Source organism: Kitasatospora sp. NPDC088861, assembly GCF_044750105.1.
Taxonomy (GTDB): domain Bacteria; phylum Actinomycetota; class Actinomycetes; order Streptomycetales; family Streptomycetaceae; genus Kitasatospora.
The window spans coordinates 140,880-163,931 of the sequence record NZ_JBIVJF010000015.1 but is presented as its reverse complement, the minus strand read 5'-3'; the positions used below and the strand labels follow the sequence as shown (position 1 = coordinate 163,931).

Below are 23,052 nucleotides of genomic sequence, written 5' to 3'. Positions count from 1 at the left end.
CCCGCCAACGCCGTTTTTTTCAATGGGAGTTCGAGCAGAAGTGACACCCACTCACCAACATGCGGGCGATCATCGAGTCAGGGGGGGGCGAAGGCTTCAGAATCCGCCCGCAGGATGCGCCTTCAGCGCGCGAAGTCCCGTACGCGCAGCGGGCGCACCCTTTTTCATCATATGAATATTTGCCTTCCGTTTTTCAATCCGACCGAATGGTGGAAACCCCAGGAGTAGAGCCGGAATCACGAGGAGGTGGGCACCATGGTGGAGGTCGAACGATTGCTGGCCGACTGCCTCCGGGACGCTCGCGACATTCCGTGGGGAACGGTACCGGTCGATTCCGCGGGCCCCGAGTACGAGACCGCGCGCCGCGCGTTCCTGACGGCCGGGCTGTCCGCGCTGCGCGACGACCGGCCCGAGGACGGCTGGGTGCAGATCAACCTCGCGCCGGGCCCGGCCACTTGGCACCGGACGTACCGCGCCGTCGCAGACACGGCCCGCGACCTGATCTCCGCCGGCGCGGCGCGCTCCTTCTTCTTCATGCACAAACCGCCCGGCCTGCGGGTCCGGTTCGAGGCGGGCCGGTCCGATGTCGGGGCACTGCGCGAGGAACTGACGCGCCGCTTCCGCGCGGTGGACGGACAGCCGCAACCGCCGCTGTGCGGGCGGTACGAGCCGGAGACCTACCTCTTCGGCGGCCCGCGATCGATGCGGCACGTCCACGACCTGTTCACGGTGGATTCCCTGGCCTGGCTCGATCACCACGACACCGTCGCGGCACCGGGCCGACCGGAGGCGGTCGCGGACTGGCGGTTGTCCCTGTACCTCCTCGGTGAACTCCTCGACGGCCTCGGCATCGTCGGCTGGGAGCACCGCGGGGTCTGGCAGGTGCTCCAGGACGACGCCGGCCGCAGGCTGGGCACCGAGCCCGACGAGGACACCCGGCGCGCCGCCGCGGGCATCCTCGCGGCCTGGCGAGCCGGCGGACGGAGCCTGCTCGATCCGCTGCCGCCGCAACGGCGGGCGGCGGTCGAGGTGCACGGGGACGCCGTGCGCCGGGCCGCCGAGGGCTGGCGCACCGGCTACTTCGAGTCCGGTGAAGCGGTGATCGGCCCGCGCCGCGCCGCCGCCCACTACGTCGTCTTCCACTGGAACCGGGGGCGGTTCTCCCTGGCCCGGCAGAGCCTGCTGACCCACGCGCTCACCGGTGACGGGAGGTCCTGACGTGGACGAGGACCGGGAACTGGGCGCTGCGGCGCTGCTCCGCGTGGCCGGCATGCCCTTGGCAGCGTGGGCGGCGGCGGGCAACCCGGAGCTGTTCGCACAGGTCGCCGACCACGCCCGACGGGACGAACGGCGGGCGGAGCACGCCCGCCGACTGGCCGAGCAGCTGGGCATCGTGGTCGTGCCGCACCCCGCCCTCACCGCCGCCGACCGCCGCGCCGTGCTGGCCGTGCGCCGTCGGCTGCACTCCGGCGCCGCACCGGGCCCGGCCGACTGCGGGCTGCTGGGGCGGCTGCCCGCCGCCGGCGGCCTCGTCGCGGACGCCGCACGGCTGTCCGGCGAGGCCGAGTCGGCGGCCGTCGCCCTGCGGCGGCTGGAGGCCGCGGTGGCGGCCGAGCGCGAGCGCGTGGGCGCCCTGGGCTGGTCCCTGGTGTGCGCGTCGCCCGTCATGCGGGCCTTCCTGGACGAGGTGGAGCCCGGAGCGGCCGCAGACGTGGCCGGCCGGCTGGCCGCGGGCGAGTCCTGGAGCGGGAAGCGGCTGCGCAAACGGGCGGCATACGTGTGGCGGGCGCTCGGTCGGGCCGCGGCGAAGACCACCCCGCGCGGCTGGGTCGGCCAGGTCATCCTGCTGCCGGTCACCCCGACGGGCGCGAACGGCGGCGGGAACGGCGGCGGGAACGATGACGGGAACGGCGGCGGGGCCGACGGCACCCTGCTGCGGCTCGTCCCGCCGGGCACGACCCTCGGCGAGGTGGCGGCCCAGGCCGTGGAGAACGTCCACGGGGTGCGGGCCCGGCTCGGCGCCCTGGACCTGCGGGCGGCGGACCCGGCCACGGTGCTGGCCCTGGCTCCGCTGCACTTCCCCCAGCCGGCGGGCACCGCACCGGGCGCCGGCGTCCTGCGCTGCTGGGTGACCGACCCGCACGACCGGGGCCGGTTGCGGCAGGTCGACCTGCGGCGCTCCCTCCCCCTGGATCACGTGCTGGCTCAACTGGCCGGCGGCCCTCGCCCGTTGGGCGACCTCGAAGCGGCTCTGCTGGGCACGGCGACGACCGTCGCAGCGGCGGCCGGGGCGGCGGCTTCCGCCCCCACGGTGCTGCGCGGCTTCCTCGCGCACCTGCTCGGACTCGGCGTGCTCCAGGCCTGCGCGGCCCCGCGCCGCCGCACCACGGGCTGGCTCGCCGCCGAGGACGTCCACGCGCGCGGCACCCTTCCGCAACCGGCGCCTCCTCCGACACCTGCACCGAGCGCCAATTCCGCCGCACCCGCGCCCATACCCGCCCCCGCCCCCGCGTCGGCGCTCCGCACCACCGGCTCCGCCGCCCCCGCCGACGACTCCCGGCCGTGGTTCACCGACTCCTACCGCACCATAGCCTCGGCCGTCTCCGGAGCGGCCGCCCGCCAGGTGCAGCAGGGCCTCGGCACCGCCGCCCGCGTGGCGTGGCTGCGGGAGGCCGACCGGCTCGCGGGGCCGGACCCGCACCGGCTGCCGGCCGAGCTCGCGGAGCTCACCGAACGGCCGTGCCCGCTCGGCGAGATCCTCGCGCGCCACCTGCCCGACGGCAGCTGCCCGCCGCCGCCTCAGCCCCCGCGCCGGTACGCGGGCTGGCACCCCGCCGAGACCTCCGGGTCCGGCTACGCCGGGCTGCTGGCCCACCTGTCCGCCCGGGCCGGCAGCGGACCGGTGGACCTGGACGACGACCTGCTGGACATCCTCGGGGCGCCCCCGGCCGCGACCGCGCTGCCACCCTGGCCCCTGGACTGCCTGCTGCGTCCGCTGCCGGGCCCCGGACCGGTCGCGGTACTGGAGACCGCCTCACCGGCGGGCGTGCTGGACGCCCGGTTCGCCGACGCGCTCCACACCCTGCACGGCGGCTACGACAACCTCCGGAGCTACCGGGCCTTCCTCGCCTCCGTCGAGCGGCTGTCCGGGGCCCGCTTCGTCGAACTGCTGGTGCCGCCGCTGGCCGGACGCGCCGCCAACGCCGTACGGCGGCCGGTCATCACCGGCTGGTGGACGGGCGATCCCGATCCCCTGCCGTACCAGGGAGCGGACGGCCTGACGGCCCGCTACCTGCCGCTGGAGCGCATCACCCTGCGACGGGTCGGCCCGCGGATCATCGCCGAGGCCGACGGGTGCCGGCTGCTGCCCGTCCACCACGCCACCCGTACGCCCCTGCCCCCGTACGACGTCCTGGTCCGGCTGCTGCTGGCCGCCGGCCACCCGGCGGGCTCGCGCCTGATCCGCCTGGACGGCCTGGCCGAGGCGTTCCCCGACACGGACCGACTGCCCCGGGTGACCGTCGGCGGCGGCGCCCTGGTCATCAGCCCCGCGGTCTGGCGCGTGCCGCCGGCCCAGCTGTGGCGGCCCGGCGACGGCGACCTGACCAAGGTGCGCGCCCTCGCCGCCCTCGGGCGCTCCGCCGGACTGCCGCGCTTCGCGTTCGTCCGGGCCGTACCCCAGCCGAAACCGGTGCCCGTGGACTTCGCGGCGCTGACCGCCGTCGCCCTGCTGGAGCGGATCTGCGCGCGCCACCCCGGTGCGGACCTGCTGGTCGAGGAGATGCTTCCCGACCCGGGCGGCCTGCTGCTCCACGACCCCGTGCACGGCGGTGCCGCCGTCGCCGCCCAACTGCTGCTCAGACTTCCGTTCGACCAGGGCGCCGAGGAACTCGCGGAGCCCGCCGCCGCCGCACTGCGCGGCGAACCCGACGTCCCCGGTGCGCCCGCCCCTCGCGGGCGGGCCACCGGGGCGGTCTCCACCCATCACCGCTCCTGAAGGAGGACAACCATGCCCGACATCACGGCGCTCACCGACCTCGACGCCCTCATCGGCGACCTGGACGCGCGCATCACCGAGACCACCCTGCCGACCCCCGAGGCCAGCAGCGGCGGCTGCAGCGGCGTCTGCACCGTCCTGATCTGCGACACGGTGCTGCTCTGTAGCGGCGTGTTCTGCTGATCTCCCGTCAGGCCGTCCGAGGGCACGCCCTCGGACGGCCACCCGGACAGCGGCCCCTGACGGCCGCCACCACCGGCACTCCGCCCGGCCCCTCCAGGCCGGGCGGAGTGCCGACCCGTCGTTCCCGAGGAGCCACCGTGCCGCAGCACACCGCGAACGCCGAGGACACCGGCACCGCCGTCACCGGACTCGCCGTCCGGCTCCTCGACGCCTGGTCCGCCCGGCCCCGCGAGAGCCCGGCGGTCGCCGAGCACCCCTCCGATCCGGGCATCCCCGTCCTGGCCGCCCTGCTGCACACCACCGGGGGGCCGGAGGCCGAACGGTCTGCGGCCCGTGCCGTGGCGGTGTGGGCCCGCACCGCCGGCCAGGGGCCGGGCCACTGCGGGCTGTACGACGGCGGACTGGCCGGAACGCTGGCGGGCCTGCGGCTGGGAGCCCGGGTGCTCCCGGGGCTGCATCCGGTCGCCGACCGGCTCCGCGACCACCTGGTCCGCACCGCGCCGGCCCTCACCTGGCGCTGCGAACAGGTCGCCTTCCCGGACTACGACCTCATCGTCGGCCCCTCCGGCACCCTGCTCGCCCTGAGCACGGGCACCCGCCCGACACCGGCCCAACTCGGCCCGTACGCCGACCACCTGGCCCGGCTGTGCGACGCCGACGAGTTGCCCCGGCTGCGGACGGGGCAGTACGCCGGCCACCCGCACCTGGGCTGGCTCGACGGACGGATCAACACCGGCACGGGCCACGGCGCCGCAGGAGTCGTCGTCGCACTCACCGCAGCCGTACGCCACCTCGGACCGCACCCCGACCTGACGCCCGCCCTGCGCCGCGCGACCGGGTGGCTGATGCGGCAGTCCTTCGACGACGCCCGCTCCATCCGCACCTGGGACGGCGCCGGGCTCGACGGCCCGCCGCCCGCCGGAGCGCGCGCCCGCCAGGCCTGGTGCTACGGCACCCCCGGAGTGTCCTGGGCGCTGTGGGACGCGGCCGACGCGACGGGCGACCGGGAGGCGGCCACCTGGGCCGCAGCGGCCTTCAGCACGCTCGCCGAACGGTACGACGACCGGTTCCACCTCTTCGGCGACCGCGCGAGCGACCTGCTGGCCCTGTGCCACGGCGCCTCGGGCGTGCTGGCGGTGGCCGACGCCTTCGCCCACCACGCCGGCCTGCCCGCCGCGACCGCGCTGAAGGCCCGTCTGCTCACCCACCTCAGGGCCCGCCTGCCCGAGGTGGAGGCCCTGGGCGCGGAGGGGATGGGCCTGCTCGGGGGCGCGGCCGGCCCGCTGTGCGCCCTGCTCACCGCAGGCCACGACGCCTCACGGGCCTGGCTGCCCTGTCTCGGTCTGCGCTGAGCCACCGACGCCTGTTGTCGGACCCGAGCCTGTTGTCGGACCCGCCCTACGCCTCCCGGAGGTGGGCCAGGACGGCGAGGACGCGGCGGTTGCCTTCGGTGGGGTCGAGGTCGAGCTTCATGAAGATGTTGCCGCAGTGTTTGACCACCGAGGCCTCGGTGATGGTGAGCCGGGTGGCGATGGCCTGGTTGTTGAGGCCCTCGGCCATGAGGGCGAGGACTTCGCGTTCGCGGGGGGTCAGGCGGGTGAGGGGGCGGTCGGCGGACTGCTGGCGCAGCAGGACGCGGACCACGTCGGGGTCGATGACGGTCTCGCCGGCGGCGACCCGGCGCAGGGCGTCGAGGAAGTCGGCGACGTCGCCGACGCGGTCCTTCAGGAGGTAGCCGAGGCCGGCGGGTTGGGCGCCGGCGGCGGCGAGCAGGCGCGTGGCGTACGGGGTGGCGACGTACTGGGAGAGCACCAGGACGGGCAGGCCCGGGTGGTGTTCGCGCAGGTCGAGGGCGGCGCGCAGGCCCTCGTCGGAGAAGTCGGGCGGCATCCGGACGTCGGTGATGACGGCGTCGGGCCGTTCGGTGTCGACGGCGGCGGCGAGGGCGCGGGCGTCGCCGACGGCGGCGGTCACCCGGTGGCCGCCGAGGGTGAGGAGTTCGACGAGTCCGGCGCGCAGCAGGACGGCGTCCTCGGCGATCACGATCCGGAGCACGGGACCTCCAGCCGCAGCGTGGTCGGGCCGCCCGTCGGGCTGGTCACCATGAGCCGTCCTTTCAGGAGTGCCACCCGGTCGGCGAGTCCGCGCAGTCCGGCCCCGGCGGCCGGGTCCGCCCCGCCGTGGCCGTCGTCGGTCACCTGGAGCACCAGCCGGCCGTCGGCGATGCGCCCGCTGACGGTGATCGCGGCGGCGCCGCTGTGCTTGGCGGCGTTGGTGAGCGCTTCGGTGACGGTGAAGTAGGCGGTGGTCTCGACGGGGGCGGGCAGCCGGCCGGGGAGGTCGAAGTCGGACCGGACCGGGATGGGGTGGCGCAGCGCGACCTCGGCGACGGCGGCGGCGAGGCCGTGGTCGGTGAGCACCTGGGGGTGGATGCCGCGGACCAGGCCGCGCAGTTGTTCCAGGGCCTGCCGGGCTTCGCCGCGGGCCCGGGCGACCAGGGCGGTGGCCCGGTCGCCGGACTGGGCGCTGCCGTCGCGCAGCGCGTGGTCGGCGAGGCCGAGGGTCATGCTGAGCGCGACGAGCTGCTGTTGGGCGCCGTCGTGCAGGTCGCGTTCGATGCGGCGGCGTTCGGCTTCGAAGGCGTCGGCGAGCCGGGCCCGGGAGCGGGTGAGTTCGAGGACCTGTCGGCCGGTGTCCTCCTCGCGGGGCCCGAGCAGGAGGCGGGCGAGGGCCACCTGGGCGGCGGTCAGCAGGGCCCCGGCGTAGGCGCAGAGGAGGAGCCCGGCGAGCCCGGCGGCGCTGAACGGCAGGGCGGCGAGCGGCCCGGACACCGCCCTGCCGGGAATGATCATGACGGTTTCGGGAGCCAGCGCCCAGACGATCACCGGGGAGGCGACCAGGGCGCCGGAGAACAGCAGCGCGGCGCTGAAGCCGAGCGCGGCGGCGGCGAGGGCCGTGGCGGTGAGCGCGGTGTGGGCCAGTTCGCGCCAGGTGGCGCGCTCGCGCAGGCGGGTCCGCAGCCGGGCGCGGCGGCCGGCGCCGGGCAGCGGGCGGTGCGGGTCGGGCAGCGGTACCGGCTCGACCAGCCGCAGCCGTCGGCGTTCGAGGGCGGCGGCGGGGAGGCCCGCGAGGGCCAGGGCGAGGAGGACCGGCAGTCCGACCCCGACCACGGACAGGCCCAGACCGAGCACCAGCAGCACCGTCAGGGCAGCCAGCAGCAGCGGGCCGAGCAGCGCGCCGCCGAGCAGGTAGGCCCAGCAGCGCGGCACCCACGGGGTGACGGGGAAGTGCAGCGGGTGGGCTCGCAGCGCGGCCCAGACGGCCGTCGGCTGCTGCTCCTCCTCGTTCACCCGGTCACTCTAACGAACCCTCTGACCAGGCCTCGGGGCGTCAGGCGTGGAGACGGCGGAGCCGGCCGGGCGGAGTGCGGGCCGGGGGCGGGTCAGGGCGACGGCGGCGATCACCAGGACGCCGCCGGCCAGGGCGTTCCAGCCGACGGGCTCGGCGAGGAAGGCCGCGCCGAGGGCCGTGGACCACAGCGGCATGACGTAGGTGACGGCGGAGGCCACCGCGGTGCCGGCCGTGCGGACCAGCCCGAGGTTGAGCAGGTACGCGAGGCCGGTGCCGACCGCACCCAGCACCAGCAGGGCTCCGGCCGCGCCCGCCCCCGGCCAGTGCGGGGCGCCCGCGGCGAACGGCGCGACGGCGGCCAGCTCGGCGGTGGCGCAGGCGATCTGGACGGCTGAGAGGGTGACCACCGACTCCGGCCGGCCGGAGAGGAAGCGGCGCAGGTAGGTGAAGCCCGCGCCGTAGCAGCAGGCCGCGGCCAGGCAGGCGAGGCCGCCGGCGGCCTCGCCGGAGCCGATGCCGCGCCAGACCCCGAGCACGGTGAGCACGCCGACGAAGCCGAGGGCGAGTCCGGAGAGCCGACGGGCGCCGGGGCGGCGCTCCTCGGCGACGATGAGGACGGCGAACAGCAGGGTGAACAGCGGGGTGGTCGCGTTCATCACCCCGGCGAGGACGGAGCTGACCCGGGTCTCGCCGAACGAGAACAGCGTGAACGGCACGGTGTTGAGGAGCACCGCGACCACGGCGGAGTGCCCCCAGAGCGCGCGGTCGCGGGGGACGCGCTCGCGGCGCAGCACGAGGATCGCCCACAGCGTGACCGCCCCGAGGGCGCAGCGCCACAGCGCCACCCACAGCGGCGGCACCCCCGCCTCCACCGCCACCTTGATCAGCGCGAAGCTCGCGCCCCAGATCGCCGACAGCGCCACGAAGCCCGGCAACCAGCGCCGCACCCGGATCACCTCCACCTTCGTCCCGTTGGTTCCGTGTCGGGTTCCGTCCCGGTCCCGCCCAGGGTCCAGTCTCGGGTCCCGCCTCGGGTCCCGCCTCGGGTCCCGCCTCGGGTCCCGCCTCGGGTCCCGTCTGGACAGAGGGTGGCCCGGTGGCAGAGCATGAGTCCAACAAGTGGCAGTGCCGGATGGATGAGGAAGTCTCATGGCCTCGGAGGTCAACCTGGCCCAGCTGAGGGCACTGGTCGCGGTCGCCGACACCGGTGGGTTCGGCGCGGCCGCCGACGAACTGGGCATCAGCCAGTCCGCCGTCTCGCACGCCGTCGCCGCGCTGGAGCGGACCCTCGGCGCGCCCGTCCTGCTGCGCGGCACCCCGGCCCGGCCCACTCCCCTGGGCGAGCAGGTCCTCCCCCACGCCCGCACCGCCGTCGCCTCCGCAGCCGCCGTGCGCGCCATCGCCACCCGGCACTCCGGCGGCCCCGTCGGGACCGTACGGCTCGCCGCGCCGACCACCGTCTGCCAGGCGCTGCTGCCCGGGCTGCTCCGGGACTGGAAGGCCGCCTACCCGCAGGTCACCGTCCGGGTCTTCGAGGGCGAGGACGACGAGCTCGCCACCTGGCTGGAGGCGGGCACCGTCGACGCCGCCGTCCTGGTCGACCCCGGGCCGCTCCCGCCAGGGGCGGTCGCGCTCGGGGCCGACTCCATGCACGCGCTGCTGCGCCGCGACCACCCCCTCGCCGGGCAGGAGACCATCCATGTCGCCGACCTGGAGGACGACGACTTCCTGCTCTCCGAGGGCGGCTGCGAACGCCACATCCGCGAGGCCTTCCGCCGGGCCGGCACCCGCTTCACCCCCCGGCACCGCATCCGCGACCTCAACACGCTCATCGGCATGGTGCACGCGGGCGTCGGGGTCTCGGTGATGCCCGCGCTGGCGCTGACCATGCTCCCGGCCGACTGCGTGCTCGTCCCGATCCGGCCGGCCGTCCACCGCACGCTCACGCTCACCGGGCCGACCAGCCGGCCGTGGTCGCCGGCGGTCGGCGGGCTGCTGGCGGCGGTGGGCGCCGCGCAGGGGGCGGGGGTCGCACAGGGGGCGGGGGTCGGGGTCCGCGTGGCGGCGCGCGCCTGACGGGGAGCCCGTCCGGCGCCCGGCCCACCGCCGGCGCCGGACCCCGGCTTGACCATTTCGGGGTTGACCGCCCTTCCTCGACAGGTCTATACCAGTGACAGTCTTCGGCAACTACCCCCTGCCGGAGGCCCGTTCGGTCTGCGCGCCACCCCCACCTCCGGCGTGAGCAGCCCCTCCCCCACTGCCGTCCCGCCTGGAAAGGCCCTCGATGGAACGCGCACTTCACCCACACCCCGCCCCCCGGAACCCGCGCCGCCGCCCGCCCCGGGTCGCCGCCGCCGTGGCCGGGGTGCTCGGCCTGGTCGTCGGCGGCGTCGCCGCGCTCGCGAACACCGGCTCCGCCGCCGCCGACACCACGACCGGCCTCGGCAGCAACTGGTACGCCTCGGCGCCCTATCTGATGCCCGAGGACAACAGCCCGCCGGACGCCGCGGCGGTGATGGACGCCACCGGACAGAAGGCCTTCCAGCTGGCGTTCATCCTGGCCCAGGGCACCAGTTGTTCGCCGGCCTGGGGCGGCACCTCCTCGATCGACACCGACACCACCATGCCCGGCGTCATCCAGACCATCCGCGGCAAGGGCGGGGACGTCTCGGTGTCGGTCGGCGGGTACGGCGGCACCAAGCTCGGCCAGGTCTGCGGCACGCCGGAGGCGACCGCCGCCGGGTACCAGAAGGTGATCACCAAGTACCAGTTGAAGGCGATCGACTTCGACCTGGAGGAGCCGGAGTACGAGAACACCGCGGCGATCCACAACGAGATCGGCGCCGCCCGGATCCTCCAGCAGAACAACCCCGGCCTCTACATCTCGATCACCACCGCCGGGACCAACGCGGGGACGGGCTGGTTCGGCACACAGATGCTGAACGAGGCCAAGTCGCAGGGCTTCACGCCGAACAACTACTCGATCATGCCGTTCGACGGCGGGTTCAACGGCGCCGCCGCGCAGACCGACGCGCTGGTGAAGTTCAACCAGATCCTCCAGACCACCTTCGGCTGGTCCGAGGCGACGGCCTACGCCCACGAGGGCGTGTCGATGATGAACGGCCGCACCGACGCCGCCGAGTACTTCCGGCAGGCGGACTTCCAGGCCGTGCTGGACTTCGCCACCGCGCACGACCTGGCCCGGTACACCTACTGGTCGGTCAACCGGGACCGGCAGTGCACGGGCCCGGTGGACCCGGGGCTGTCCGGCTCCTGCTCCAGCGTGGCGCAGAACGACTGGGACTTCACCAAGTACACCGTGAAGTTCGCCGGGGCGACGCCCCCCACCACGCCCCCCACCACGCCGCCGACCACCCCGCCCACCACGCCGCCGACGACTCCCCCGACCACCCCCGGGACCTGCACCGACCCGGCGTGGAGCGCGAGCACCACGTACACCAGCGGCAGCAAGGTCTCGTACGGCGGCCACAAGTACCACGCCAAGTGGTGGACGCTGAACGAGGTGCCGAGCGCCAGCGGCCAGTGGGGCGTCTGGGGCGACGACGGTCCCTGCTGACACGGGCCGACGGGCTGACGGGCGACGCCCGGGCCCGGGGATCTGCGCACCCCGGGCCCCGGGCAGGCCAGTTCGCGGCCGCGGTCAGTTCGCGGCCGCGAACCGCTCCCGCAGGTCGGCCAGCACCTGCGCCGCCTCCGGGAGGCCGGCGGCCTCGCAGCGGGCGATGCCCGCGGTCAGCCGGGCGACGGCCGCCCCGGTACGGCCGAGGTCGGCGCCCTCGATCAGCGCGGCCAGCCGGACGGCCTCGGCCCGGGACGTCCCGGCCCGCTCGTCGCCGCCCTCGTAGACCGCGATCGCCCGCTCGACCTCGGCCAGCGCCTCCTCGTGGCGCTCGGCCATGGCCAGGCAGCGCGCCCGCTCGTAGTGCGAACCGCCGCGCAGGTACCAGGGGTTGTACTCCTGACCGGCCTGCCCGGCGTGCTCCCCGGCGGCGTCCGCCTCGGCCAGCCGGGCCAGCGCCGACGCCAGCCCCTCCGGGCCCTCGGCGTGCATCGTCAGCCGGGCGAACTCGCGTAGCGTCGCGGCCAGTTGGTCGACCTGGGGGGCCTGGGCGTGGGCCGCGAGGGCGCGGTCGAGGGCGGCCTTCGCGGCCTCCCAGCGGTCCGCCCGGGCCAGCGCCAGCGCGGCCTCGCAGGCGACCATGGTGTGGGTGTCCTGCTCCTCCCAGCCGGCGACGGCGTCGGCCAGCCGCAGGTACTCCTCGGCGGCGTCCCGGTGCTCGTCCAGTTCGGTGAGGCCCCGGGCGAGGTCCAGCCGGGCCTGCGCGAGCATCCGCACGTCCAGCTCCGGCGCGGCGGCGTCCAGCAGCACCGACTCCAGCACCGCGACGGCGTCGGCCGTGCGGTCGGCGGCGCGCAGCACGTCGGCCAGCTGGAGGCGGGCCCGGGCGGCGTCCTCGGCCGCCTCCCGGCCCTTGCGGTCGAAGCGCGCGGCCGCCTCGGTGAGCGCCCGGACCGCGCCGCCGCGGTCGCCGGCCCCCATGGCCGCGTGGCCGAGCATCAGGTAGGTGGGCGCGTACGGGTAGGAGTCGTCGCCCCAGCGGGCGGCCTCGGCGAGCGCCCGGTGGAACACCTCGACGGCCTCGGCGGACTCGCCGCCCTGCAGCAGCACCTGGCCCAGCAGGCCGAGCACCCGCGGAGTGTGCCAGCGCAGTTCGGCCGCGTCCAACTCGCCGAGCACCTCGCGCAGTTCGGTGGTGGCCTCGGCCAGCCGGCCCTGCCGGGCGGCCGCGTCGGCCAGGTACTGGCGGGAGGTGGCGGCGCGGCGGGCGGAGCCCAGCTCCACGGCGGTGCGGTGGTAGCCGCCGGCCGCCGCCTCGAAGCGCTCGACGGCCTCGGCGGGCGGCTCGGGCAGCGCCTCGACCAGGTCGTGGTGGGCGGCGTAGGCGCGGACCTGCCACACGATCAGGTGGTCGTCGTCGGCCATCGCGCCGGCGGACCGCAGCTCCTCGGCCCGGCGCAGCACCTCGTCGAGCGCCGGCCAGTCGGCCACCGTGCCCTCGACTTCGCCGAGTTCCACGATCAGCGCGCGGGCCCGGACCATCAGGGCCTGACCGGGCAGCCCGGCCTGCTCGAACAGGTCGGCGGCGGCCAGCAGCCCGGCCCGGCCGTCGGCGTGCTCGTCCCGCTCCAGCGCCTGGTGGGCCCGCTGCTCGGCGAGTTCGGCGCGCAGCCGCCCGGGGCTGCCGACCGCGGTGCCCTCGGGGTGGGCGAAGCCGTCGGCGGCGGCGCGTTCGGCGATCCGCCGCCAGAGCCGGTCGGCGTCCGGGTGCCCGACGAGCTCCAGCTCGCGGGCCCGGACCACCAGGGCGGTGAAGTCCTCCGGCTCCGGCTCGACGGCCCGACGCGGTGCGGGCGCGAGCGCCGGGGCGGCGGCCAGCTCGGGCGCGGCGGCGGCGCGCACGCCGAGGGCCAGCGGCTCGGCCAGCAGCGGCTCGCGGGCCAGCCGGGCGCGCCGGTCGGCGCCGACCGCGTCGGTGCCGTTGCGGGCGTCGAAGCGGGCGGCGAGCGCGTCGGCCTCGGCGCGCACGTGGGCGAGCAGCGTGTCCGCCGTCCAGGAGGTGCCGGGCGGGCCGCTGACGGCGAGCCCGCCGTGGCCGCCCCGGGCCAGGACGGCGAGCAGCACCTCGACGCCGGTGAGGAAGGACAGCAGCCCGGACGGCTCGCCGGCCACCGCGAACAGGTCGCGGTTCTCGGCGAGCAGTTCCAGGCCGCGCGGCTCGTTGCCGGACAGCGCGCAGAACTCGACATGGCGGCCGACGGCGCGCGCCATCGAGGCCTTGCCGCGCGCGGCGCGGTAGCCGGTCAGGTGGCTGGAGCGGGCGTCGTCCAGACGGCCCCGGCGCAGCAGCGGAAGCAGGGCGGCGGCCTGGCTGAGGGCGGGCTCCTGCTCGCAGCTGCTCCGGCCGTCGAGGACCGGCTGCAGGACCTCCAGCGCCCGGGCGTCGTCGCCCGCGTCCGCGAAGTGCTCGGCGCGCGCCCGGGTCTCGCAGGCGTGGCAGTCGCTCAGCTCGGAGCGCGGGCGGGCCGTCCACAGCTCGTAGGCGTCCTGGCGGCCGGTGCCGGTCTGCGCGGCCAGGTGGTAGCGCTGGGCGTAGTACGGCTGGAGGTCGAAGCCGGCCGCCCGGTAGCGGTCGCGCAGTTCGGTGTGCCAGCGCCGCAGGGCCGGCAGCGGCACGTCCGGGTTGCCCAGGAGCGCGCCGGCCACCCACTTGAAGCGCCAGAACACCTGCTGGCGGGCCCACTCGCCGAAGCCGTCCGGGTCGGCGTCCCACAGCTTGAGGAGGCGGGCGAAGACGACCGGGCTCTTGCTGCGCTCGCCGTCGTACTCGTACGCCTCCATCAGCTCCAGCAGGGCCATCGAGCGCGCCCCGGTGTCGTCGAACTGCTCGGCGGCGTCGACGAGTTCCTCGGCCGCGACGGTCCGCTGGCGGCCGTACGGGCGGGCGTCGTTCTCGCGCAGCGCGGCCATCACCGCGTCGGGGGTGTCCAGCATCAGGCCTCCTTCGGGTCGGTGCGGTCCGGGCCGGCCGACTCGTGGCCGAGCATGGCGTGGTCGAGCAGGCTGATGAACGAGCGGTTGAGCAGGGCGCTCTCACTGGCCTTGAGCGGGCGGCGGGTCATCAGCACGGCCTGCCCGTACAGCGCCTCGACGGCGGTGACGGCCAGCTCGCGGTTGGTGACCGTCGCGGCGCGGCGCACCAGCGGGTTGAGGTGGTTGAGCACCAGTTGGGCGCGGGGCGCCTCGGCGCGCAGCGAGCCCAGGATGTCCGCCCACAGGCCGTCGGCCTCCTCGGCGAGCTGGGCGCGGCTGCGCTCGTGCCGGGCCTCCCGGTTGTCCAGCAGCAGCGCGGGCGCGTTGGTCGGGTGGAAGCTGCGCAGGGCGACGTCGCAGTCGAAGCGGCCGACCACCTCGCGGGCGACGGCGAGGAAGGCGTTCGCGGCGAGCTCGGCGGCCGGGTCGACGGTGTCCAGGTGCGCGGTGACGGTGCCCGGGTCGAGGTCGGAGACCGAGACGCCGGGACGGATCTCGGGCAGCCGGTGCACCAGGTCGCGGTCGTAGGTGTAGCCGCCGTTGACCACGCCGAGGCCGGCGGCGCCGGCGATCGGGGCGACCTGGCGGAACTCCTCGACCGTGCGGGTCACCAGCACCACCGGGTGGCTGCGGGTGAACTCGTCCAGGGTGACGTTGCCGTCGGTGGTCTCGAACGGCAGCCACGGCAGCATCATCCGCAGCAACTCGTCGTCGTAACGGGCGAGTTCCTTGACGGCCAGGTGGTGCACGGACAGGAAGCGGTGCAGCAGCGCCGGATCGCTCGCGGACAGGCCGGTCAGCCAGTCGCGGATCCGGACGCCCAGCGCGTCGCGGACGGCGGCCAGCGTCTCGTCCGCGTACAGGCCCTCGCGGGAGGCGGTCGGGCGCAGGCCGTCGGTGTCCACCACGCAGCGGACGAAGAACGCCCAGTCCGGCAGCAGTTCGGCGGCCTGGTCGGACAGCAGCATGCCCTTGAGGTGCACCCGGTGGCCCGAACGGCGGGACGGCGGGGCCGCGTCCGGCAGCACGTAGGCGACGCCGCGCAGGCCGACCAGCGGCAGGTCCAGGTCGATGGTGTCGAGCGGGGTGAAGTCGAAGGCTGCGCGGCAGTACTCGGTCAGCGCGTCGCGCCGGGCCAGCGGCGAGCCGTGCCGCTCGGCCCACGGCGGGGTGCGGTTCACCCGGTGCTCGGTGCCGTTCGCGTCCACCACCGTGACGTCGTGGCGCAGCAGGCTGCCGAAGTCCCGGGCCAGCGCGAGGACACGGCCCGACCGCGTCCACTCGGCGGCGTCGGCGCGGGGGACCAGCGTCACGGTGGTGCCCGGCTCCGGCTTGGCCGCGGCGGGCAGGGTGCGGATCGTGTAGCGGCCGTCGGAGCCGCCGCGCCACTCGATCACCGGCGCGTCCGGGGTGGCGGCGGAGCGGGTCACCACGGTGATCTCGTCGGCGACCACGAAGCAGGCCAGCAGGCCGATGCCGAACTGGCCGATGAAGTCGCCGCGGGCCTGGGCCAGCCCGGCGCCGTCCAGCCGGCCGTCGGCGTCGCGCTTCGAACTGCGGCCGATGGTGGCGAGGAAGGTGTGGACGTCCGCCTCGGTCAGGCCGACGCCGGTGTCGGTGACGCTCAGCTCGTCGTCGGCGCGCACGACGATCCGGGCCGGCGCCTGCGGATCGAGGGCGCGGCGGGCGGAGATCGCGTCCACCGCGTTCTGCAGCAGCTCGCGCAGGTACACCCGCGGGCTGGAGTAGAGGTGGTGGGAGAGCAGGTCCACCAGGCCGCGCAGGTCCACCTGGAAGGTGTGCGCGCTCGCCGCGTTGTCGGGCGTCGGGTTCTCGGATGGGGACACCGGGGGCTCTTTCGATCGCGGGGCGGGTGACGGAGGTTCTGGGCGGGCCGGGGCGTCAGTACGCGCAGCGGTCCCGGTGGGAGGCGAACGCCTTGAGCGGATCACCGGACAGGAAGTGCCAGGGCGACTCGGTGACGGCGCCGTCCAAGGCCTCGAACAGCAGGCGCGCGGTCTTGCGCTGGCCGGCCAGCGAGAAGGCCATCGCGAAGGCGTTGAAGGAACCCTGCCAGCCGCGGACCGGCGTGAAGTCCGGGTGCAGCACGGAGCGGAAGGCCGCCTCCTGCAAGTCGGCCACCACCTCCGCACTGGCCAGGTAGGCGCGGTCCTCACCGTCCGGGAGATCCAGCCAGCGCTCCAGGTGCGCCAGCACGACCAGCTCGCCGAGCTGGCTGCCCTCCGGCGCCGCGAGCATCGAGGACCGGGCGAAGGCGTGCATCTCCTCGTGCGAGCCGCCCCACTTGGCGCACAGCTGCTGGAGGCGCTGGCGGTGCGAGGCCGGATGCCCGGGAGCACGGCGCACGGCGGCCTCGAAGCGGCAGGTCGCGACCTCCGCCGGGAGCGAGGCGCCGCGGGCGCTGATCTGCAGGAAGTACCAGGGGGCGAGCCAGGACGGCTCGCGCTCGGCGACCTCCAGCAGCTGCTCCTCGGCGACGTCCAGCCGCTCGTGGAACACCTTCCACTGCTTCTCGGACACGTGCTTCGCCCGGGCGCCCGTCCGGGCCTCCCAGGCCCAGGTGACGTGCCGGGCACCGGACAGCAGCAGCGCCGACGTGTCCTCGGGCCGGTCGGCGAGGGCCCGGGCCGTCCACTCCTCGACCCGGGGCACCTCGGCGATCGCACCGACCCGCCCGGTCAGATCGGCGCCGTCCCCGACGGCGGCCAGCGCGGGGCCCAGGGCCGCCCAGTCACCGGCGGCGGCCTGGCCGAGCATCAGGCGCAGCGACTCGTCCCCGAGCGCCGGATCCAGCCGCGGCGCCGCAACGGCCGCCACGGGCGCGGACCCGACGGCCCGTCGCACCCTCCCGCGCCAGCCCGCCCCGCTCTGCGCGGCCTCCTCGCCGGAGCGGCGTCGGAACAGCGGCATGTGTGGCCCCCTCGAACATCATCGGCATCTTTCGCATGGCCGCACGACGGCCACCCCAGATGAGTAGATATCACGGCCGACCGACATCCGTTTCCCCAGCCCAGGGGCGGTCCCGGTCCGGCCCGCGCGGGGACCGCCCCACGGCCCGCCGACCGGGGCGAACGGCCGGGGCCGACGGCCGGGGTGAGGGCACGTCGAACGGGGTGAGGGCACGTCGAGGGCGGCGGCGCCGTCCGGTCCGGCGCCGTCCGGTCCGGCGCCGTCCGGTCCGGCGCCGAGCGCAAGCGGCCCCGGCGCCTCCTCGGCCCGGGGCTTCGCTTCGCTTCGCGTACGCGGCGGCCGTCAGGCCAGTCCGAGCCCGGCGTCCGGGGTCCTGCCCGCCTGGGCCTGCTCGATCCGCTTGACCAGCATCGCCCCGAACCGCCGGGCGGCAGCCACGTCGGCCGGCCCGCCCTCGGTGGTCACGCTGGCGACGACGGTGCCCGAGCGCAGCACGATGCCGATGCCCTCACCCTCGCCCAGCTGGCCCTGGAAGACCTGGCTCTCGCTGCCCAGCACCGGGGAGTCGACCTTGCGGAACGGCCCGGCTCCGTAGGAGGCGTAGGACTCCTTGAGCTTGCCCTTGGCGGCGTCGCGGTTCGGCAGCGTCTCGACGATGAAGCGGGCGACCAGATCCCCCGAGGAGAACCGGACGGAACCGCTGAGCGGCTTGCCGGTGCACGGCACCGACGCGGTGCAGGTGGTGGCGTGGTCGATGGTGTCGACCTTGCGCTTCTCCTCCTCCCAGCCCGCCATCGCCTTCGCGTCCGGCAGCACCTGCCCGACGAGCTTGTCGTCCAGCAGCACCGCCTCCAGGTCCGCCCCGGGCGTCGCCGCACCGGCCGGCGGAGCGGAGGCCCCGGCGCCGCCGCCTCCGGTCGCCGGCGCCGAGGCCGCACCCGAGGCCGCACCCGCCCCCGTCGCGGCAGCAGACGCGGACGCGGACGCCGACGCGGAGACCGAAGCCCCTGCACCGCTCTCACCGCCCGCCGGACCCGTCGCGCTCGCCACTGCGCTCGCCGCCCCCGCCGCGCCCTTGGCCGCGTCCGAGCCCGCCGGGGAACTCCCCGTAGAACCCGACGAGCACCCGGCCAGCACCCCCATCAACGCCCCGGCCGCCACTGCGGCAGCCACCCTCCGACCAGCCATCCCCATCCCCATCGCCCGCTCCCTCCGGATGTCCGTGACCCATCAAGATAGCCGCCGCCCCCGGCCCACCCGCGTCCGGGTGCACCCGGGCCGATCAAGGACGGAGCCGGGGCGTGAACGGCGGCGGGGCGGCGACCGTACTGGTCACCGCCCCGCCGCCGGGACTGCCGGAACTGCCGGAGGATCAGACCGCCGGGGCCGGGTAAGTCGGGAACTCGACGCCCGAGACGTACTGGACGACCCGGATGACCTGGCAGGAGTAGCCGAACTCGTTGTCGTACCACAGGTAGAGGATCGCGTTGTCGCCCTCGACCTTGGTGGCGCCGGCGTCGACGATCGAGGCGTGGCGCGAGCCGATGAAGTCGCTGGAGACCGCGTCCGGGGAGTCGGTGTAGTCGATCTGGCGCTTCAGCGGCGAGGTCAGCGAGACGTCGCGCAGGTAGTCGAGGACCTCCTCGCGGTTGGTCTCGCGGGCCAGCTGCAGGTTGAGGATGGCGATCGAGACGTCCGGCACGGGGACGCGGATCGAGCTGCCGGTGATCTTCGCCTGGAGGTCCGGGAGGGCCTTGGCGACGGCCGAGGCGGCGCCGGTCTCGGTGATCACCATGTTGAGCGGTGCCGAGCGGCCGCGACGGTCGGCCTTGTGGTAGTTGTCCAGCAGGTTCTGGTCGTTGGTGAACGAGTGGACGGTCTCCACGTGCCCGCGCAGCACGCCGTACTCGTCGTCCATCGCCTTCAGCGGCGGGACGATGGCGTTGGTGGTGCAGGAGGCGCAGGACAGGATCTGCTCGTCGGGCTTGATCGTGTCGTGGTTGACGCCGTGGACGATGTTCGGGACGTCGCCCTTGCCCGGCGCGGTCAGCACGACCTTGGCGATGCCGGGGCGCAGGTGCTTGGACAGGCCCTCCCGGTCGCGCCAGCGGCCGGTGTTGTCGATCAGGATGGCGTCCTTGATCCCGTACTCCGTGTAGTCGACCTTGGTCGGGTCGTCGGAGTAGATCACGGTGATCTCGTTGCCGTTGGCGATGATCTTGTTGTTCGCCTCGTCGACGGTGATCGTGCCCTGGAACTGGCCGTGGATGGAGTCCCGGCGCAGCAGCGAGGCGCGCTTGACCAGGTCGTCGCCGCCGCTGTCGCGCACGACGATGGCCTTCAGGCGCAGGCCGTTGCCGGAGGCCTTCTCGATCAGCAGGCGGGCGACCAGGCGGCCGATCCGGCCGAAGCCGTAGAGGACGACGTCGCGGGCGTCGCGGCGCTCCAGCTTGTTCTCGCCGGTGGCGCCGGAGACGGCCCGGGCGGTGAACTCCTCGACCGACAGGCCGTGGTCGTCGGCCCGGTAGGTCGCGGCGAGCATGCCGATGTCGATCTGCGAGGGGCCGAGGTCCAGGGTGGTCAGCGCACTCAGGAAGGGCATCGTCTCGGTGACCGAGAGCTCCTCGCCGGCTATCTGGCGGGCGAAGCGGTGCGTCTTCAGGATGCTGACCACCGACTTGTTCACCAGGGACCTGCTGTGCAGCAGGACGGTCACGTCCCGCTCGCGGTGCAGTCGCCCGATGATCGGGATCATCGACTCCGCGATCTCCTCGCGGTTCTTCCAGTCCGTGAACACGTCGTCGTTGACAGTCACAAGTCCATCTTTCGAGCTGAGGGTGTTGCGCACATGGTAGCTTCGCCCGCCCCCACCCCTTCGGCCGGTCCCTCCCCCCGCCTGCCCGGCCGCGCCCCGCCCGCACCGCCCGGACCTGCGGCTTCGTCCCGACCGGGGCCCACCGCCCCGACGCCCGCCCACCGCGAAGGTGATCACCGCCACCCCCGGGGCCGGTCGCGGGAGCCTCGCCCACGGCGGATTTGCCGGGGGTGCGGGGTGGTGGGGTAATGGAAGCGACCCGTGCTTGAGCGTTCCGCGAACGACCCGGGAGCAGCCATGACAGACGGTCCCGAGCCCATCAGTGCCGAGGCCCTGCGCGCCGTGCAGGAGGAGTTGGCCGAGCTGCGCGGCGAGCGGGCGAAAGTGGTGGGGACGCTGCGCGGGGAGGACGTCGGCGACCGGGCGGACGCGGCGGACGAGTTGCAGCGGGCCGACGACGTCGCCCGGCTGGACGAGCGGATCGCCGAGCTGGAGGCCCGGGTCCGCGAGGGGGCCGCCGCCGGGCCGCCGTCCACGGAGGTGGTGGGGGTGGGCTCCACCGTCACCGTGCGGTTCGCGGACGGGGTGGAGGAGACCGTCGAGGTGGCGGAGCTCGCCGAGGTGCGGGAGGAGACCCTGGTGACCGCAGACAGCCCGCTCGGGCGAGCGCTGCTCGGGCGGCATGCCGGGGAGACCGTGAACTACGAGGCGCCGAACGGCGCGGCGAGCGCGGTCGTGCTGTCGGTCGGCGGACGGAGGGCTTCGTGAACTCCCCCGACGGCCGCGCGCGGGACGACTCCGCGCAGGACCCCGCGCAGAACCACGCCGCCCGGAACCGCCCCGCCCGGGACGAGCCGGCCGTGGGCCCCGACCCCGTCGGGCCGCCGCAGTTCGCGCCGTACCACCACCCGGCCGCCGGCTGGGGTGCCGCGAAGAGCGTGACGCGCTTCCTGGTGAAGGAGGGCGCGTACGTGGACGGGCCCCGGGCGATCATGCGGATGAACCACGAGAACACCGGGTTCGACTGCCCCGGGTGCGCCTGGCCGGACGACACCAAGGGCCTGCACCTGGACATCTGCGAGAACGGCATCAAGCACGTCACCTGGGAGATGACCCGCAAGCGGGTCGGCCGCGAGTTCTTCGCCGCCCACTCGGTGACCGAGCTGTCCGGGTGGAGCGACTTCGCGCTGGAGGACCAGGGCCGCCTCACCGAGCCGATGGTGTACGACGCCGCCTCGGACCACTACGTCCCGATCAGCTGGAAGGACGCCTTCGAGCTGGTCGGCCGCACCCTGCGCGAGCTGGACGACCCGAACCGGGCCGCCTTCTACACCTCCGGCCGGCTCGGCAACGAGGCCACCTTCCTCTACCAGCTGATGGCCCGCGAACTGGGCACCAACAACCTGCCGGACTGCTCCAACATGTGCCACGAGGCCAGCGGACGCGCCCTCCAGGCCTCGCTGGGCACCGGGAAGGGCACGGTCGACCTCAAGGACTGGGAGGTCACCGACGCGCTGTTCATCATGGGCGTCAACGCCGCCTCCAACGCGCCCCGGATGCTCACCGCCCTCGCCGACGCGCACCTCCGCGGCGCGCAGATCGTGCACATCAACCCGCTGATCGAGGCGGCCGCGACCCGCACCATCGTCCCGCACGACTTCGTGGACATGGCGCTGTTCAAGTCCACGAAGACCAGCACGCTGAACCTCCAGCCGCGCATCGGCGGCGACATGGCACTGGTGCGCGGCATGGCCAAGGCGATCCTGGAGCAGGCCACGGCCGACCCCCGGGCCCTGGACCGGCAGTTCATCGAGCGCCACACCACCGGGTTCGAGGCCTACCGCGCGCTGTGCGGGGCCACCCCCTGGGAGGAGATCGAGCGGCAGAGCGGGCTCGACCGGGCCGAGGTCCTCAAGGCCGCCCGGGTCTACCGCGACGCCGACCGCTCCATCGTCAGCTGGTGCCTGGGCGTCACCCAGCACGAGCACGGCGTGGACACCGTGCGGGAGATCGTCAACCTCCTGCTGCTGCGCGGCAACCTGGGCCGCGAGGGCGCCGGCCCGTCGCCGGTGCGCGGGCACAGCAACGTCCAGGGCAACCGCACCTGCGGCATCGACCACCGCCCCTCACCCGAGTTCCTGGACCGCCTCGCCGAGGCCTGCGGGATCGACCCGCCACGCGCGCACGGCCTGGACACCGTCTCCGCCATCGAGGCGATGCGGCGCGGCGAGGTGACGGTCTTCGTCGCCATGGGCGGCAACTTCGCGCTCGCCGCGCCCGACACGCCCTACACCCACGAGGCGCTGCGCGGCTGCGAGTTGACCGTCCAGGTGAGCACCAAGCTGAACCGCAGCCACCTGGTGCACGGCCGCCGGGCGCTGATCCTGCCGTGCCTGGGCCGCACCGAGAAGGACCACCAGCGCGGCGGGGTGCAGAGCACCTCGGTCGAGGACTCGATGAGCATGGTGCACCTGTCCGTCGGCATGAAGCGCCCGGCCTCCCCGCACCTGCTGTCCGAGCCCGCCATCGTCGCCGGGATGGCCCGCGCGGCGCTGCCGGACAGCGGGACACCGTGGGAGTGGTACATCGAGGACTACGACCGCATCCGCGACACCATGTCCCGGGCCCTGGACGGCTTCGAGGACTTCAACCGCCGGGTGCGGCTGCCCCTCGGGTTCCGGATCAAGCAGCCGGCCCGCGAACTGGTCTTCCTCACCCCCTCCGGGCGGGCCGAGTTCTCCACCGCCCCGCTGCCCGACGTCGTCCCCGCCCCGGGCACCCTGGCGCTGGGCACCATGCGCTCCCACGACCAGTGGAACACCACGATCTACTCCGACAACGACCGCTACCGGGGCGTGCGGAACCTGCGCACGCTGGTCTTCCTGAACACCGACGACATGCGCGAGCGCGGCATCGCCGAGTTCGATCCGGTCGACATCACCAGCACCGCGAAGGACGGCAGCACCCGCACCCTGAACGGCTACCTCGCGATCCCGTACGACATCCCGCGCGGCTGCGCGGCGGGCTACATGCCCGAGATGAACGTGCTGTGCGCGATCGCCGACCACAGCACCCAGAGCGACCAGCCGATCATGAAGCACCTCAAGGTCACCGTCACCAAGGCGTAGGAACCGAGGACGGCGCCCACTCCAGACGCCCACT

Annotated in this window: 16 protein-coding genes; 8 read left to right on the top strand and 8 right to left on the bottom strand. The window is 74.9% G+C overall.

What is annotated here, in order from left to right; genetic code table 11:
• The first annotated feature begins 255 nt into the window (after window positions 1-255).
• From ACIP37_RS24205 to ACIP37_RS24190, 4 genes are all read left to right on the top strand, one after another.
• Complete coding sequence (locus tag ACIP37_RS24205; RefSeq protein WP_363632563.1) at window positions 256-1,218, top strand: thiopeptide-type bacteriocin biosynthesis protein; 963 nt, start codon at window positions 256-258, stop codon at window positions 1,216-1,218.
• Between the two features lies 1 nt (window position 1,219).
• Complete coding sequence (locus ACIP37_RS24200) at window positions 1,220-3,997, top strand: lantibiotic dehydratase (protein ID WP_400810024.1); 2,778 nt, start codon at window positions 1,220-1,222, stop codon at window positions 3,995-3,997.
• A gap of 12 nt (window positions 3,998-4,009) precedes the next feature.
• Window positions 4,010-4,180, top strand: coding sequence for a hypothetical protein (locus tag ACIP37_RS24195; protein ID WP_363588297.1), 171 nt, complete (start codon window positions 4,010-4,012; stop codon window positions 4,178-4,180).
• Window positions 4,181-4,317: 137 nt separating this feature from the next.
• Window positions 4,318-5,532, top strand: coding sequence for a lanthionine synthetase LanC family protein (locus ACIP37_RS24190; protein ID WP_363632559.1), 1,215 nt, complete (start codon window positions 4,318-4,320; stop codon window positions 5,530-5,532).
• Window positions 5,533-5,578: 46 nt separating this feature from the next.
• Here the strand turns inward: ACIP37_RS24190 and ACIP37_RS24185 are convergent, their stop codons facing one another.
• Genes ACIP37_RS24185 through ACIP37_RS24175 form a run of 3 tightly spaced genes read right to left on the bottom strand, consistent with a single transcriptional unit; the run spans window position 5,579 to window position 8,478 of the window.
• Entirely contained in the window at window positions 5,579-6,235 is a 657-nt protein-coding gene (locus ACIP37_RS24185) for a response regulator transcription factor (protein WP_363632557.1), read from the bottom strand.
• Complete coding sequence (locus ACIP37_RS24180; RefSeq protein WP_363588303.1) at window positions 6,220-7,530, bottom strand: sensor domain-containing protein; 1,311 nt, start codon at window positions 7,528-7,530, stop codon at window positions 6,220-6,222. Before ACIP37_RS24180 ends, ACIP37_RS24185 begins: the two co-directional genes overlap by 16 nt.
• A 9-nt stretch (window positions 7,531-7,539) precedes the next feature.
• Entirely contained in the window at window positions 7,540-8,478 is a 939-nt protein-coding gene (locus tag ACIP37_RS24175) for a DMT family transporter (RefSeq protein ID WP_400810028.1), read from the bottom strand.
• Window positions 8,479-8,680: 202 nt separating this feature from the next.
• Here ACIP37_RS24175 and ACIP37_RS24170 point away from each other — a divergent pair, with 202 nt between their 5' ends.
• Window positions 8,681-9,607: a LysR family transcriptional regulator gene (locus tag ACIP37_RS24170; RefSeq protein WP_400810030.1), complete on the top strand. Its 927-nt coding sequence runs from the start codon at window positions 8,681-8,683 to the stop codon at window positions 9,605-9,607.
• 208 nt (window positions 9,608-9,815) lie between these two features.
• Window positions 9,816-11,108 (top strand): carbohydrate-binding protein, encoded by a 1,293-nt coding sequence (locus tag ACIP37_RS24165; RefSeq protein WP_400810032.1) that lies wholly within the window; start codon window positions 9,816-9,818, stop codon window positions 11,106-11,108.
• A gap of 84 nt (window positions 11,109-11,192) precedes the next feature.
• Here ACIP37_RS24165 and ACIP37_RS24160 read toward each other — a convergent pair whose 3' ends face one another.
• The 5 genes from ACIP37_RS24160 to ACIP37_RS24140 all read right to left on the bottom strand — a co-directional run bounded on the left by ACIP37_RS24160 (window position 11,193) and on the right by ACIP37_RS24140 (window position 19,890).
• Window positions 11,193-14,105 carry a hypothetical protein gene (locus ACIP37_RS24160; RefSeq protein WP_400810034.1) on the bottom strand — a complete coding sequence of 971 codons (2,913 nt, stop codon included), beginning with the start codon at window positions 14,103-14,105 and terminating at the stop codon, window positions 11,193-11,195.
• Window positions 14,105-15,991, bottom strand: coding sequence for an HSP90 family protein (locus ACIP37_RS24155; RefSeq protein WP_363588313.1), 1,887 nt, complete (start codon window positions 15,989-15,991; stop codon window positions 14,105-14,107). The genes ACIP37_RS24160 and ACIP37_RS24155 overlap by 1 nt, the downstream gene beginning before the upstream one ends.
• A gap of 55 nt (window positions 15,992-16,046) precedes the next feature.
• Window positions 16,047-17,075: a hypothetical protein gene (locus tag ACIP37_RS24150; protein ID WP_363588315.1), complete on the bottom strand. Its 1,029-nt coding sequence runs from the start codon at window positions 17,073-17,075 to the stop codon at window positions 16,047-16,049.
• A 342-nt stretch (window positions 17,076-17,417) separates the two neighbouring features.
• Window positions 17,418-17,921: a hypothetical protein gene (locus tag ACIP37_RS24145; RefSeq protein ID WP_363632548.1), complete on the bottom strand. Its 504-nt coding sequence runs from the start codon at window positions 17,919-17,921 to the stop codon at window positions 17,418-17,420.
• A 526-nt stretch (window positions 17,922-18,447) separates the two neighbouring features.
• A complete protein-coding gene (locus ACIP37_RS24140; protein WP_363588319.1) occupies window positions 18,448-19,890 on the bottom strand; it encodes a glyceraldehyde-3-phosphate dehydrogenase in 1,443 nt (480 codons plus the stop codon).
• 297 nt (window positions 19,891-20,187) lie between these two features.
• Between ACIP37_RS24140 and ACIP37_RS24135 the strand changes: the two genes are divergently transcribed.
• On the top strand, window positions 20,188-20,658 hold the full coding sequence (locus tag ACIP37_RS24135) for a GreA/GreB family elongation factor (protein ID WP_363588321.1): 471 nt from the start codon (window positions 20,188-20,190) through the stop codon (window positions 20,656-20,658).
• A gap of 92 nt (window positions 20,659-20,750) precedes the next feature.
• The gene (locus ACIP37_RS24130; RefSeq protein ID WP_400810111.1) at window positions 20,751-23,018 is read left to right on the top strand and encodes an FdhF/YdeP family oxidoreductase; all 2,268 of its coding nucleotides are present in this window, start codon (window positions 20,751-20,753) and stop codon (window positions 23,016-23,018) included.
• The last annotated feature ends 34 nt before the right edge of the window (window positions 23,019-23,052 follow it).

Coding starts and splice junctions, on each gene's coding strand:
- ACIP37_RS24205 (WP_363632563.1), top strand. CDS start 256: ATGGTGGAGGTCGAACGATTGCTGGCCGACTGCCTCCGGGACGCTCGC.
- ACIP37_RS24195 (WP_363588297.1), top strand. CDS start 4,010: ATGCCCGACATCACGGCGCTCACCGACCTCGACGCCCTCATCGGCGAC.
- ACIP37_RS24170 (WP_400810030.1), top strand. CDS start 8,681: ATGGCCTCGGAGGTCAACCTGGCCCAGCTGAGGGCACTGGTCGCGGTC.
- ACIP37_RS24165 (WP_400810032.1), top strand. CDS start 9,816: ATGGAACGCGCACTTCACCCACACCCCGCCCCCCGGAACCCGCGCCGC.
- ACIP37_RS24160 (WP_400810034.1), bottom strand. CDS start 14,105: ATGCTGGACACCCCCGACGCGGTGATGGCCGCGCTGCGCGAGAACGAC.
- ACIP37_RS24150 (WP_363588315.1), bottom strand. CDS start 17,075: ATGCCGCTGTTCCGACGCCGCTCCGGCGAGGAGGCCGCGCAGAGCGGG.
- ACIP37_RS24135 (WP_363588321.1), top strand. CDS start 20,188: ATGACAGACGGTCCCGAGCCCATCAGTGCCGAGGCCCTGCGCGCCGTG.